8 protein-coding genes and 1 pseudogene are annotated in these 14,374 nt (G+C 62.8%); 7 read left to right on the forward strand and 2 right to left on the reverse strand.

The features are described from left to right. Window positions 1-3 precede the first annotated feature (3 nt). Window positions 4-1,299, reverse strand: coding sequence for a DUF4384 domain-containing protein (locus VES88_13430; GenBank protein ID HYN82500.1), 1,296 nt, complete (start codon window positions 1,297-1,299; stop codon window positions 4-6). A gap of 67 nt (window positions 1,300-1,366) precedes the next feature. On the opposite strand from VES88_13430, the gene mfd reads away from it, so the two are divergent. The 4 genes from mfd (at window position 1,367) to VES88_13450 (ending at window position 8,559) form a co-directional block, all read left to right on the forward strand. Beyond that, window positions 1,367-4,774 carry a transcription-repair coupling factor gene (gene mfd / locus VES88_13435; protein ID HYN82501.1) on the forward strand — a complete coding sequence of 1,136 codons (3,408 nt, stop codon included), beginning with the start codon at window positions 1,367-1,369 and terminating at the stop codon, window positions 4,772-4,774. Beyond that, window positions 4,771-6,198: a peptidylprolyl isomerase gene (locus VES88_13440; protein ID HYN82502.1), complete on the forward strand. Its 1,428-nt coding sequence runs from the start codon at window positions 4,771-4,773 to the stop codon at window positions 6,196-6,198. Before mfd ends, VES88_13440 begins: the two co-directional genes overlap by 4 nt. A 93-nt stretch (window positions 6,199-6,291) precedes the next feature. Beyond that, complete coding sequence (locus VES88_13445; GenBank protein ID HYN82503.1) at window positions 6,292-7,575, forward strand: peptidylprolyl isomerase; 1,284 nt, start codon at window positions 6,292-6,294, stop codon at window positions 7,573-7,575. Window positions 7,576-7,578: 3 nt separating this feature from the next. Continuing rightward, window positions 7,579-8,559 carry a 4-hydroxythreonine-4-phosphate dehydrogenase PdxA gene (locus VES88_13450; GenBank protein ID HYN82504.1) on the forward strand — a complete coding sequence of 327 codons (981 nt, stop codon included), beginning with the start codon at window positions 7,579-7,581 and terminating at the stop codon, window positions 8,557-8,559. A gap of 10 nt (window positions 8,560-8,569) precedes the next feature. Here VES88_13450 and VES88_13455 read toward each other — a convergent pair. Then, a pseudogene (locus tag VES88_13455) lies at window positions 8,570-9,826 on the reverse strand (hemolysin family protein). Between VES88_13455 and VES88_13460 the strand changes: the two are divergent. The 3 genes from VES88_13460 to typA are packed head-to-tail and all read left to right on the forward strand — an operon-like array spanning window position 9,804 to window position 14,367. Next, on the forward strand, window positions 9,804-10,820 hold the full coding sequence (locus VES88_13460; protein HYN82505.1) for a cation diffusion facilitator family transporter: 1,017 nt from the start codon (window positions 9,804-9,806) through the stop codon (window positions 10,818-10,820). The pseudogene VES88_13455 and the gene VES88_13460 overlap by 23 nt on opposite strands. A 30-nt stretch (window positions 10,821-10,850) precedes the next feature. Continuing rightward, window positions 10,851-12,470, forward strand: coding sequence for a PilT/PilU family type 4a pilus ATPase (locus VES88_13465; protein ID HYN82506.1), 1,620 nt, complete (start codon window positions 10,851-10,853; stop codon window positions 12,468-12,470). A 49-nt stretch (window positions 12,471-12,519) separates the two neighbouring features. Further along, window positions 12,520-14,367 carry a translational GTPase TypA gene (gene typA / locus VES88_13470; protein ID HYN82507.1) on the forward strand — a complete coding sequence of 616 codons (1,848 nt, stop codon included), beginning with the start codon at window positions 12,520-12,522 and terminating at the stop codon, window positions 14,365-14,367. Window positions 14,368-14,374: the final 7 nt, after the last annotated feature.

The raw sequence follows: 14,374 nt of genomic DNA on the forward strand, positions 1-14,374 counted from the left end.
AAGCTATTGCGCTGGCGGCGGTGGTGGTGGTGGAGCTGGCTCGACCCTCGGCGCCGGATGCTCGCGCGCTACTGGCGCGGGACGCGGTTCCTGTCGCTGTTCGACTCTCGGCGCTTCATAGCGCTGAACCGGAGGGGCCTCATAGCGCTGCACCGCCGGCGGCTCATACCGTTGCGCTGCCGGCGGCTCGTATCTCTGCACCGGCGAGGGCTCATACCGCTGCGCGGCTTGCGGGTCAAGCCGAGGCGCAGCGGGCACCTCGAAACGTTGCACCGGCGCAGGCTCGTGACGCGGCTGCCCGACTACATAAGGCGCCGGCTCGTCGTCGCGCACCGGCTGGGGTCTCTGCCGGCGCTCGACTTTCAGATTGTCACTGTTGTCGATGACGCGCGGTGAAGCCGACCGTTCACGCGCTCCGGAATACTTGGAGAAATTGGACTGGTCTGAATTCGCGGCTTCTGCTGCAACGCCGGGGTCGGGAATGATTCTACCCGGAGGTGCCATCTTGGGCCGGCGCACCGTGCGTGTCGGAGTTGTTGGAGCCGGCGTCTGCGGCGGCCGCACTACGATGTAGGGAAATCCGCCGATGCCGGAACCGGCGTACGAGCGGCAGTAGCTGATCGCCTGCAAACCGTAGTACCTGAGGCAGGTGTGATACTGATCCTCGTACCACGCGCCGCCATAACCCGACCCGTATCCGTATCCGAAGCCGGACCCGTACCCGTAGCGGTCGTATCGGCTCCCCTCAATGACCTGGTACTGGATGTAATCCGTGGAATAGTCCGCGCGCTCGGACAGGGTTCTGGAGACGAAAGTGTTTACGGCCCTGTATGGATCGCCGTAGCCAAATCCCGCGAGGCGCGTCGTGGTCCACTGGCCGCCGCTGTTGAAGGCCCGGTAGTCGAAAGGCTCGAAAGACGCGACAGCGAAGACATATCCAACGCCTTCGGGCTCGTTGAGATAGAACTCCCGCCGCCCGCCGAACGGCACCTCGTCGTTGGCGAACTCGTTACGGTATTGTCGCTGAGCGGTGGGTCGTCGCGGATAAAGGATTGACACGTTTCCGGTTGTCGTGACACGGAGAATCGTGACGTAAGCGCCTGGCTCGCTCTCGAAGTAAGTACGAATGCGCTCGCCTGATCTGAAGACGTAGCGATCGACCCAGACCTCTACTTCGGGCGCGCGTCCGTAGTTGCGATCGGTGCTCCTGGGGCGGGCACCATCCACTCGTTGCGCGTGGGCGCTGCCGGCGATGACGAGCAGCGATGCTGCCGCGAGGACCAGCCGGTTCTGTCTCATCACCGCTCCTTTATCATGCCGCGTACTCGGCTACCCCGAGGGCTGTAAGTACTATACCTTGCGCGCGGTGTCACTGCCAGCATTACTCGAGGCCGTCGAGGCGCTTCCCGAATTTACAAGATCGGTAGACGCGCTTCCGCCAATCTGCCCGCGCCTACACCTCTCAGGGCTCGAAGGTTCCAGCGACTGCGTCGTCACCGCCGCTCTGAGCCGTCGCGGTCCGGGGCGGTTCTTCGTCGTGGTCGCCGAAAGTGTGGCCACAGCCGAGCGCTGGCTTGCGGATCTCGAATCGCTTGAGGATGAGCTGCCCGTCGCGTTCTATCCACCCCGTGAAGGATTCGGAGAAGCCGAGCCGCACGCGGAAGTGGCCGGCGAGCGCGTCGAGACTCTCGAGCGTCTTGCCCGCGGCGACGTTCGGATCCTCCTCACCACGGCGCGGGCGCTGCTCGAGCGCACCCAGCTTCCGAGGGCGCTGGCGCATACTCGCCTGGAGCTGAGAAAGAGCGACACGCGGCGCCCCGAAGATCTAGCCAGTCATCTCGAGTCGATTGGTTTCGAGCGCACTGCGATGGTGGACGACGTGGCGCAGTTCAGTGTCCGTGGAGGGATCTTCGACATTTACGGCTTCGGGATGGCCGAGCCGGTGCGTCTCGAATTCTGGGGCGACGAGATCGTGGAGCTCAGGCACTTCGATCTGGTGACCCAGCGATCCACGAGAGACGCGGAGCTCGCGCTGATACTTCCCGTAGACGGCCAGCTCACGGGGCCGGCCGAGGAAAGCGAGCGCGTCTCGATCGTCTCGCTGTTCTCGCCCGACACGATCGTCGTAATACCGGAGGACAGCCATGTAGCCCCGGAGCTGCATCGCACGTGGGAAGAGGCGGAGCATCACATCGAGCTCGCGCGTCGCCGGGGAGAAGATGCACCGGACCGCGAGCAGCTTTTTGCCGAGCCCTTCGAGATCGTTCGAGCGCTCCGAGCGCTCGGTCTCGTCGCGCTGAGCACGGGTGACGGCGAGCGGCGTCCCGATTTCATCGAGGACTCGCGGAGCGCCGGTCCGGACCCCGATGCGCCAGCGGACCGCGATCATGAGATCGAGACTCGATCGGTGAATTTCCCGCTCACTTCGCCTGAGCCGATTCTCCGCGACATGAAACGGCTCCGCGAAGTGGTGGCTGACGGGCTCTCGACGATCATTCTCTGCGACAATGCCGGCCAGGCGGAGCGGCTCGACGAGCTTCTGTCGGAGGGAAGACGTCCTCCGAACGCCGCTCTCGCGATTGGAGTTCTTCACGGCGGCTTCGTCATTCCGCCATGGGTTGACAATCAGGGGCTTCGCGTCCTCACCGACCACGAGATATTCCGCCGCGAGCGCCGCATCCGCAGATCGCGCCGCTACGCGACCGGTTCGGCAATCGAGAGCCTCACCGCCCTCACGCCGGGAGACTACGTCGTCCACCTGGAGCACGGCGTCGGCATCTATCGCGGGATAGAAAAGGTCTTTTTCCGCGAGAGCACGGTCGAGGCGGCAGTGATCGAGTACGAGGGCGGCGACAGGTTGAACGTCCCGCTCTACCGAATCGATCAGATCGAGCGTTATCGATCGGCGGCCGACATCACGCGCGACGCTCCGCCCCCGCGGCTGCATTCTCTCGGTGGAAAGCGCTGGGCGCAGCAGCGCGACAGAACTCGCGCGGCGATTCAGGAAATGACCGCTGAGCTGCTCGACCTCTATGCTCGCCGCAAGGTCGCTACGCGTCCGCCGCACCTGCCCGACACACCATGGCAGCGGCAGCTGGAATCCTCATTTCTGTTCGAGGATACACCCGACCAGCGGACGGCCACGACCGACGTCAAATCCGACATGGAGCGCGCGAGGCCGATGGATCGGCTGCTCGTCGGTGACGTGGGGTACGGAAAAACTGAGATCGCCGTGCGCGCCGCGTTCAAGGCGGTTCAGTCAGGCCGGCAGGTGGCTGTGCTCGTGCCAACGACAATTCTCGCCGAGCAGCACGCGCGAACGTTCGGCGACCGTCTCGCGGATTTTCCCGTCGTCGTTCGCACTCTCAGCCGCTTCGAGACTTCGAAGCAGCAGCAGGCGGTAATCGAAGAGCTCTCGGACGGGCGGGCGGACATCGTCATCGGGACTCACCGCCTCCTCAGCCCCGACGTTCGATTCAAGAACCTCGGCGTCATCGTCGTCGATGAGGAGCACCGCTTCGGGGTGAAGCACAAGGAGAGGCTCAAGCATCTGAAGCTCGAGACCGACGTACTGACTCTGACGGCGACTCCGATTCCGCGCACGCTTCACATCTCGCTCGCCGGCCTGCGCGACATGACACTGATGCAGACTCCGCCGCGCGACCGGTCACCGGTTCTCACGTTCGTCGAGCCGTGGGACGACGGGCTGATCGAGGAAGGGATCACGCGCGAGCTCGATCGCGGGGGCCAGGTGTTCTTCGTTCACAACCGCGTGGAGACAATCGACGCGATCGCGGACCACGTGCAGCGCCTCGTGCCGCGTGCGCGAGTAGCCGTTGGCCATGGGCAGATGCGCGAGCGCGACCTCGAGCAGGTGATGCGCGAGTTCGTCGACGGCGAGACTGACGTGCTCGTATCGACGATGATCGTCGAATCCGGCCTGGACGTTCCGAACGCGAACACGATGTTCGTGAACCGTGCCGATCATTTTGGCCTGGCACAGCTGTACCAGCTTCGAGGACGAGTCGGGCGCTCGCACCGCCGTGCGACATGTTATCTGCTCGTGCCCGACGCAGACATCGACGAGGACGCAAACCGCCGCCTCAAGATTCTGGAGCACCACACGGAGCTGGGCGCCGGCTACCGGATTGCGCTGAAGGACCTGGAGCTGCGCGGCGCCGGCAACCTTCTCGGACCGGAGCAGTCCGGATTCGTAACCGCAGTTGGATTCGACATGTACCTCCGGATGCTCGAGGAGACCGTGACTCGGGTCGTGCGCGGCGACTCCGCGCCGAAGCTGCTGCCGGCGGACGTGTCGGTGGACGTGCCGTCATACCTCCCGGACGAGTACATCGCCGGCCAGGACGCCAAGCTCGATATCTACAGGCGGCTCACTCACATGACCGACCCCGTGCCGATAGAGGCCCTGCGTGAGGAGGTTCGCGACCGGTTCGGGCCTCTCCCGGCGCCCGCAGAAGCGTTCTTTGCGGTTGCACTGCTTCGCGTGCTCGGGGGAACGGCGGACATCGAGTCCATTCTGGTGCGCGGCAATGAAGCGCGTATTACCTTTCGCGAGCACGCGGTGCCCCGAATGAAGGGGATCTCTGCGGCGTTTCACGAAGTACAATTCCAGGCTGAAGTGCGGCGCGCTCATCCGCTCTCACTCAAGCTGACACGGCTGGGCGGCGCAGAGCTTCTCACCGGCCTTGTTCGCGCGCTCGCAACACTGCAAGCACAGCTTACCTCCGGCACACAACAAACCAAATCGAAATGATCAAGATATTATCAGCTGCCGCAGTGGCTCTGACGATTCTGCTCGCGGGTTGCGATTCACTCCGTGACGCCATGTCCACCCACCCGAGCGTCGTTGCCAAAGCCGCCGGCGCCGAGCTGAGCGTCACCGAGCTCGCGGCCCTCATCGGAAATTCACAGGCGCCGCTCCGGAAGGACGTCGCCCAGGCCGTCACAGACGCCTGGGTGAATTACCAGCTCGTGGGAAAAGCAGCTGCCAATAGCGACTCTCTCAGGGATCCAAAGCTCATCGACAAGGCGATGTGGGCGCCGATAGCCAACGTCAAGGCGAGCAAGTGGTACCAGCTCGTCTCCAAATCGTGGCGCGCTCCGGACAGCTCTGAGGCGGAAGGCTTCTACAACAACGGGCGGGTGCTCGCTGCCAACCACATACTGTTGCTGACCCAGGGGCTTCCCGATTCAGCGAAAGCCACGGCGAGGAAGAGGATCGATGCGCTGCGGGCTCAGGCTAGTCCGGCCAATTTCGCGGATCTCGCCAGGAGAAACAGCCAGGATCCGGGATCGAAGGACAAAGGCGGATCGCTCGGAACTTTCGCGCGGGGAGCGATGGTCGCTCCCTTCGAGCAAGCCCTTCTCGCTCTGAAGCCCGGAGAGATTTCGCCGGTGGTCGAGACGCAGTACGGCTACCATATCATCCGGCGGCCGTTGTACTCCGAGGTGCGACCGGAAGTTGTGCAGGCGAGCCAGAGCGTGGGGCTGCAAGCCGCCGAGAGCACCTACCTCGCGACCCTCGAACAAACGGCTGATCTGAAAATGAAGCCGGGTATCGCGCCGACGGTGCGAGCCGTCGTTGACGATCCTGAGGCCCATAAGACAGACAAGACCGTGCTCGCGACGAGCGATATTGGAGAATTCAGGGCTTCCGACCTGTCGCGATGGATGACGACGATTCCGCCGCAGGCCGGAATTCAGCAGCGTGTCAAGTCCGCGCCCGATTCGGCAATCCCCAACTTCGTGAAGAATTTCATCCGCAACGAGCTCGTCGTGCACGCCGCGGACAGCGCTAAGCTCGGGCCTGACTCGACGGAGATGGCACAGATCCGGACATCGTTCGCGAATGCCCTTCGAGGCGCGTGGACTGCCCTGGGTGTCAGCCCGAAGGACCTGGCCGCCGCAAAATCGAAGAGCGACCGCGAGAAGCTCGCAAACCAGCGGGCCCAGGCATACATAAGGAATCTCATGACGCAGAAGGCTCAGTACGTGGACGTGACGGAGCCAGTCCAGTCTGCCCTTCGCGAAAAGTACGGGTACGACATCAACAGCGAAGCGATGGGTCGCGCCCTGATCGAGGCATCACAGATACGGTTGAAGGCGGATTCGGCGAAGGCCGCCGGGCAACCACCAACGGCTGTTCCGCTGCCAAAGCAGGATACGACCACGCGCTGATCGGACCACGGGTTGCCGGAAGGGGTATTGTTGAGGATGCGTAAAACATTTCTTGTTTCTTTGCTGACTATCGCGCCGGCGCTCGGAGCGCAGGTGGCTCCGGCACCCGCGCCGGCAGCATCCGCTGCCGCGCGGCCGAGTCTCGCACGGATTCCGATCGACAGGGTCGTCGCCATCGTCGGAACCCAGCCGCTTCTCTGGAGCGACGTGCTCACGTTCATAAATCAGCAGCGCGCGGCAGGCCTAACTCTTCCACCCGATTCGGCGGGGCAGGCTGCGTTTGCGCGTGACGCGCTCAATCAGCTGATCGACGAGGAAATCCTCGTCCAGAAAGCGCACGAGATGAAGATCGAGGTCACCGAAGGCGAGGTGAACCGCACGGTGGACGATCAGATCAAGCGAGTCCGCGACCAGTTCAAGGCCGACGAGGAATACCGGACGGAGCTCAGGAATGCCGGCTTCGGCACGCCGGAGGAATACCGCCGCACTCTTTACACGCAATTTTACCGGCGAACGCTGCAGCAGCGTGTATTTCCCGACCTGCAGAAGACCGCGCATGCAAGAAACGTCAGCGAAACCGAGGTAGAGGAAGCATTCCAGAAGAACAAGGAGCTACTCAAGAAACAGCCTGCGACAGTCACCTTCCGTCAGATCGTCGTCGCGCCGAAGCCTACCGCGGAGTCGAAAGCGCGCGCCCGCGCAAAAGCCGAGTCACTCCTCGTGGAAATCCGTAAGGGCGGCGACTTCGAGCAGATAGCCAAGCGCGAATCGATGGACCAGGCCTCGAAGGCAACCGGCGGTGATCTCGGGTGGAATCGACGGGGCGCAATGGTTCCGGCATTCGAGCGCATGATGTTCGCACTCAATCCGGGTCAGATCAGCCCGGTCGTCGAGACTGCGTTCGGGTACCACATCATACGCGTCGATCGCGTACAGGCGGCGGAAGTTCATTCCCACCACATCCTGATCATGCCAGCGATTGATTCGGCCGACATAAACAGGGCTCGTCTCGAAGCCGATTCGGTGGCGAAGACATGGCGTGCCGGAGCAAACTTCGACTCGCTCGTGGCGAAGCACCACGATCCGGCCGAGGAGAAGGGAATTCTGCAGCCGTTCGTCCGGGACTCGCTGCCCGCTTCATACGGAACCGCGATCGCCGGCAAGAAGGCAGGCGAGGTCACCGATCCGTTCGAGCTGAAGGGTCCGAGCGGCGCGTCGAAATTTTCGGTCTTGCAGCTCGTCACAGTGAACGAAGCCGGTCAATACGTCGAGAGCGAGGTGCGGGATCGCATCCGCCAGCAGCTCATCGCCGAGCGTGCCACGCGCCAGCTGCTCGACGATCTCCGCAAGCGTACTTACGTGGCGATTCGGTTGTAGCGAGTGAGCATTCGGCTAGCCGTAACCGCGGGTGACCCGCGCGGCATCGGGCCGGAGATAATCAACAAGGCGCTCGCTGATCGCAGGATCGGCGAGCGCTCTGATTTCGTGGTGATCGGCCCGGATGGTTGCGGCCTCGAAGTGGACGAGTCCGTCGGGAGCTGGAGCGCCGGGGGCGATGCAGCAGCGGCCGGCCGTCTGAGCGGCAGAGCGGTCGAGCGTGCGGTAGAGCTGGCGAAACAGGGAGCCGTGCACGGCATCGTCACGGCGCCCATCGACAAGTTCGCGCTTCTCGCCGGTGGGTACCGTTATCCCGGGCACACCGAGATGCTGGCCGAGCTCACGAGCTCGAGTGTGGCCATGATGCTCGCGGCACGACGGGCACCAACGCAAGGCGGAAACGCGCTGCGCGTGGTGCTCGCAACGACTCACATTCCCTTGCGCGAGGTGCATGCTGCGCTGACCGAGGCGAAGATCGTCTCTGTCGCGAAGACGACCATCGAGTACCTCACACGCTGGTTTGGAATTGCCGCTCCGCGAATCGCGCTTTGTGCGCTCAATCCACACGGCGGAGACGGCGGCCGCTTCGGCGACGAGGACGATCAGCTCCTTGCTCCGGCTGCACGGAGCGCGGGAATCCTGGGGCCGTTTCCTGCCGATACGGTTTTCGTGCGGGCGATGCGCGGCGAGTTCGACGCGGTGATCGCGCCGTACCACGACGTAGGAATGACGGCAATCAAGGTAGCGGCGTTCGGAAGCGCTGTGAACGTCACACTGGGACTGCCGTTTCCGCGCACTTCACCCGATCACGGCACCGCAATGGATATTGCCGGCCGCGGCATCGCAGACCCAGCGAGCTTTATCGAGGCGCTGCTTCTGTGCCGGCAGATTCTGGCTCGCGAGCGTGGGCCCGGCGATCTCCCGCAGAGTGGAGATCGACCGCCAGCGAGTCGATCCTCCGGCCGTCCATCTCGCGAACCGTAAAGATCGCTCCGCCTGAAATCACGCGATCGCCGGGCTGCGGCAATCGTCCGAGAACTCCGAACACGTAACCGCCGATCGTGGTGGCATCGTCCTCCGGCACGTCGAGTCCGAACCGCTCGTTCAGCTCCCCGATATTCGTTGTTCCCGGCACGACTGTCTCGCCCGCCCGCGTCTTGACAGGAGCATCACTGTCTTCCGGCGTGTCGTACTCGTCGAGGATCTCGCCGACGATCTCCTCGAGCAGGTCCTCCATCGTAATAAGGCCCGCCGTGCCGCCGTACTCGTCGAGCACTATCGCCATGTGGATCTTCAGGCGCTTGAAATCGGCCAGCACGTCCTCGACTTCCTTCGAGCCGGGAATCACGTGGACCGGCCGCATTATCGCGCGCAAGGAAAACTCTACCCCTTCGGCGACTGGCCCGGGCCCTCCCGTCGCCGCCGGAATCAGAATCCGCAGCAGGTCTTTCGCGAGCACGATCCCGATGATGTCGTCGATCGTGTCATCGTACACGGGGTAGCGCGAATTTCCGCTCTCCTCGACGATGCGCAGAATCTCGGGGAGTGTCGAGTTCACCTCGATTGCGACGATCTCCGTGCGCGGGGTCATCACCTCACGCGCGTTCTTCTCCGAGAACTCGAACACCGCCCCGAGCATCTGCGCGTCCGCCTGCTGCAGCGAGCCGCTCTCCTGTGCCTGCTCCAGAAGGAGACGGATCTCTTCTGGAGAGTGTACCGTTTCGTTCATCCCCGTAGTGGATTGGCCGACCATCTTCAAAAGCCCATTGGCCGAGTGATTGAGCAGCCATATGAAGGGCGTCATCACCCACGCGAAGACAAGCAGCGGCGGCGCAAGAAATTTCGCGATCTGCTCCGGATGATTGAGCGCGGCTGCTTTGGGCGTGAGCTCACCGAGAAGTACGTGCAGATAGGTCAGGACCGCGTACGCGATAAAGCCGGCGAGCGTGATGCTGAGCGACGCCTCGACGGCAAACGGAAGCTTCGCGAAAAACCCCCCCAACATCGCGGCGAGCCCGTCAACGGCTATCCAGCCCAGGGCGAGGCTCGCCAGTGTAATGCCCAACTGGCTCGCTGAGAGCACGAGCGAGATATTAGAGTTTGCCCGCACGGCAATTCGCGCCAGGCGGTCGCCTGACCTGACCATTGCTTCGAGCCTTGTGCGACGCGAGCGGACGAGTGAAAACTCGGCGCCAACGAAAAACCCGTTGAGGAGTACCAGCGAGAGAATGGCCAGCAGCCGGAGGGTCACGCCTGAAAGCTATCACAATCACTCCGGCCATGGGCCTTCCGCCGGAGTCGATGAAGGCGCGCATCTTCATGTGCCGCATGGAGATGACGACCTCCATGGAAACCTTCCCGGCCGCCATGACCACGCGAGCCACGCACCCGCGCGCAGCCTTCGCTTAGCGCTCGCGATCACTGGCACCCTCCTCGTTGTCGAGGTGATCGGCGGTTTTCTCACCAATTCGCTGGCTCTGCTCGCCGATGCGGGGCACATGCTGACCGATGTCGGCGCGCTCGGCCTTTCGTTGTTCGTCGCGTGGTTCACGATGCAGCCCGTCACCCCGCGAAAGAGCTACGGGTACCTGCGTTGGGAGATACTCGCTGCATTCCTGAACGGCGCCACACTTCTGCTGATCTCCGCGTGGATTCTCTTCGAGGCAGTGAGGCGCGTCAGGAATCCGGAGCCCGTAGAGGGCGGGCTCATGCTCGTGGTCGCCATCGCGGGGCTCATTGCAAACCTGATTGCCGCGCGAATTCTTCACCCCACGTCGCGGGCCAACATGAATGTCCGGGGTGCCTACCTCCACGTGCTCGGCGACTTGCTCGCATCGGTCGGCACAGTCGCGGCCGCGCTGCTCATCCGCTACACGGGCTGGCTGGTTGCAGATCCGCTCGTCTCGTTCCTGACCGCAGGTCTGATCATTCGTGGGGCATGGCAGCTGGTACGGGAGGCAGTCGACATCCTTCTAGAGTCGACGCCACGACACATCGATCTTCAAATTGTGCGAGCGCAGCTGGAAGCCATCCCGGGCATCGAGTCCGTTCACGACCTCCACATCTGGTCAGTTACGCCGAGCATGGTGGCGATGAGCGCGCACGCTATCGTGCGCGATCCGGCGGCTCAACAGCACGCGTTAGAGCACATTCACGACGCAATGCGTCTATTCGGCATTCAACACGTGACCGTGCAGCTCGAGCGGCGAGAAATGTACGAGCGGGAAGGTCATCTGCACGCGTGATGTTAGGGCATCTCGGTCGTCAAGAAAGGGATGCCACGAATAGATGCTCTAATCGCCGCGATGGTCTCAAATCGGGCCCAGGCCGTGCGCCTGGCCGATGGCGACGTCGCCTTCCTGATGATAGGCGGAACCCCGCAGCCGCTGACCCGCAATCCTCTCGCCGAGGGCCAGCTCATGGCTCTGCTGCGCGAGATGGCACCCGCGGAAATTGCGTCGCAGCTCGGCACGGGCTCGACGCTTCAATTCATCTATAAGAATGAAACCGGACGTTATCTGGCGAGGCTGCAGAACGATGGAGGAACGCTTCGCGCGACAGTCAGTCCCGCCCCTGCCGTCGCCCCGAATGGAGAGTCTCATGTATCGTTGCCCTCGCCCGGGACCAGTGCTGCCGTTTCGCCATCGGGTAATGGACATCCCGCAGCAACCGTCAACGGAAACGGCGATCTTGCGACTTTAGCTGGTCGCGACAGGGCACGGCTGGAGCCGCTCTCTGACGGTCCGAATTTGGCGGCCACCGCCATCAGTGACGGCGTTGAATCCGACGCGGGGTCGGTCGTCGCGAGGGCGGAAATCGACAATCTCTTGAAAACTCTCGTTCACGAGCTTGCTTCGGATCTCCATCTGCACGTGGGCGAGCCCCCGATTCTTCGCCTTCACGGGGAGCTGAAGCGTATGGAGGGAGTGGAGCCGCTGACTAACTCGAGGCTCGAAGCGATGCTCGTCTCGATCATGCCCGAGCGAAACCTCGCCGAGTATCGCGAGACGCATGACACCGATTTTGCCTACGAGATTCCCGATGTCGCGAGGTTCCGCGCGAACGCGTTACGCGATCATCACGGCGCAGGCGGCGTGTTTCGCGCGATCCCCAGCAAGGTCGCGACTGTCGAAGGGCTTGGCATCTCCCCCGAGGTGCGGAAGCTCTGCTTCCTGACCCAGGGTCTGGTGCTCGTCACGGGGCCAACAGGCTCGGGAAAATCAACGACGCTCGGCGGGCTGGTGGATCTCATAAACCGATCCCGCGACGATCACGTCGTCACTATCGAAGATCCAATCGAGTTCGTTCACAAGAACAAACGGTGCGTCATCACGCAACGGCAGGTCGGCCTACACACCGACTCGTACAAGAATGCGCTGCGCGCCGCGCTGCGCGAGGATCCCGACATTGTCCTCATCGGCGAAATGCGCGACATGGAGACAGTCGCGATCGCTCTCGAGACGGCTGAAACCGGCCACCTCGTGTTTGGCACGCTGCACACAACGACGGCGGTGGGAACAATAGACCGGATCATCGATCAATTCCCCGCGGACCGTCAGTCGCAGATTCGCGTGATGCTCGCTGACACTCTGAAAGGCGTCATTTCGCAGACGCTCTGCAGGAAGATCGGCGGCGGACGAGTCGCGGTGCGGGAAGTTCTGCTCTCGATGCCTTCGGTCGCCAACATGATTCGCGAAGGGAAGGCGTTCCAGATTCAGTCGGTGATGCAGACCTCCCGAAAGCTTGGCATGATCCTGCTCGGCGACGTGTTACTCGACCTGGTCGAAAAGGGAATCGTCGAGCCGAAGGAAGCCTGGATGAAAGCCACCGACAAGGCGGCGTTCCTCGCGTCATTGAAGACCCGTGGACACGATCTTTCCTTCGCCGTGGAGTAGAGGCTGATCGGCCTACAGAAGGATATTCGGCACCGTTAGCTTCCGTGCTATGCAGACCCCGCAGCAGATCCGAAACATCGCCATCATCGCGCACGTCGACCACGGCAAGACCACGCTGGTCGACAAGATGCTGCGTCAGGCTGGAGCGTTCCGCGAAAACCAGGTCGTGATGGACCGGGTCATGGACTCGAACCCGCTGGAGCGCGAGCGTGGAATAACCATCCTTGCCAAGAACACCTCGGTGCGATGGGGGGGCACGAAGATCAACATCGTCGATACGCCCGGCCACTCGGATTTCGGGGGCGAGGTGGAGCGGACGCTCCGGATGGTGAACGGCGTGCTGCTGGTAGTGGATGCCTTCGACGGACCAATGCCCCAGACTCGGTTCGTGCTGCGAAAGGCGCTCGAGCTCGGGCGCACGCCGATTGTCGTCATCAACAAGATCGACCGTCCGGGAGCCGACCCGCTGCGCGTCCACGACGAGGTGCTCGATCTCTTCATCGAGCTCGAAGCGGACGGCGGGCAACTCGACGCTCCGGTGGTTTACGCCTCGGCCCGCGACGGTGTGGCGACAATGGACATGGATCAGCCTGCGATCGATCTCACGCCGCTGTTCCAGGCAATCGTGAGCTATGTGCCGGCTCCACCGACGGACACCGCGTCGCCGTTCCAGATGCTCATCTCGACAATCGATCATTCGCCATATCTCGGCCGACTTGGGATCGGTCGCATAGAGCGCGGCAAAGTACGCGTTGGAGATCAGGTCGCGCTCCTCCCGCTCGACGTCGACGCGAGGACTCAGCAGGCTCGCGTGACGAAGCTTTTCGGTTACGAGGGTCTTGATCGGGTTGAGCTCGATGAGGCTGCAGCAGGCGAGATTGTAGCATTGGCCGGACTCGAAGGTGTGGAGATCGGATTGACAGTCGCCGATGTCGAGCATCCGGAGCGGCTCGCGGGCATCTCGGTGGAAGAGCCGACGATCTCCGTCGATTTTCTCGTCAACAACTCACCGTTTGCGGGAAGGGAGGGAAAATTCGTCACGAGCCGGCAGCTGAGCGAGCGGCTCTACCGCGAGCTCGAGCGAAACGTCGCTCTCCGCGTCGAAGACACGGATGCGATGGACGCGTGGACCGTGTCGGGAAGGGGCGAGCTGCACCTCACAATCCTGATGGAAACGATGCGGCGCGAAGGGTTCGAGTTTCAGGTGTCGCGGCCGAGGGTCATCACGCGGCGGGGTGCGCGGGGCGAGCGACTGGAGCCGTACGAGGAGCTGGCGATCGACGTGCCCGAGGAGTTCCTCGGCGCCGTGATCGAGAAGCTTGGCCCGCGGCGGGGGGAGATGATCGAGATGAAGAATCCGGGGCAGGGAATGGTCCGCCTCCTCTACCGCATCCCGGCGCGGGGATTGTTCGGCTACCGTTCGGAGTTCATGACCGATACCCGAGGCACCGGAATCATGCACCATCGGTTCCTCGATTACGGGCCCTGGGCGGGGGCGCTGGCTGGCAGAACCCGGGGGACGCTCGTTTCGATGGAAGCCGGTGTGATTGTTGCATTCGCGCTGGCCAATCTGGCCGAGCGTGCCACTCTTTTTGTGGCCCCCGGTGACAAAGTGTACGAGGGGATGCTTGTCGGCGAGAACTCCAGGCCCGGCGACATGGACGTCAACCCCACCAGGGAGAAGAAGTTGACGAACATGCGCAGCAAGTCGAGCGACGAGAACATCCAGCTCGAGCCGCCCCGGGAGTTGACTCTTGAAGGAGCGTTGGAGTATATCGAGGAAGACGAGCTGATCGAGGTGACCCCGCAGGCAATCCGTTTGCGGAAGCGCTTCCTCAGCGCGAACGATCGAAAGAAGCTGTCGCGCGAAGCGAAACGCGAGCGCGCGCTTCTCTAACCCCGGA

Source organism: Gemmatimonadaceae bacterium (assembly GCA_035633115.1).
GTDB lineage: Bacteria > Gemmatimonadota > Gemmatimonadetes > Gemmatimonadales > Gemmatimonadaceae > UBA4720.

Bases quoted from the DNA above. Each gene is read 5' to 3' on its own strand.
- VES88_13465 (HYN82506.1), top strand. From the start codon at position 10,851: ATGCCACGAATAGATGCTCTAATCGCCGCGATGGTCTCAAATCGGGCC.
- VES88_13460 (HYN82505.1), top strand. From the start codon at position 9,804: ATGGCCAGCAGCCGGAGGGTCACGCCTGAAAGCTATCACAATCACTCC.
- VES88_13440 (HYN82502.1), top strand. From the start codon at position 4,771: ATGATCAAGATATTATCAGCTGCCGCAGTGGCTCTGACGATTCTGCTC.
- typA (HYN82507.1), top strand. From the start codon at position 12,520: ATGCAGACCCCGCAGCAGATCCGAAACATCGCCATCATCGCGCACGTC.
- VES88_13430 (HYN82500.1), bottom strand. From the start codon at position 1,299: ATGAGACAGAACCGGCTGGTCCTCGCGGCAGCATCGCTGCTCGTCATC.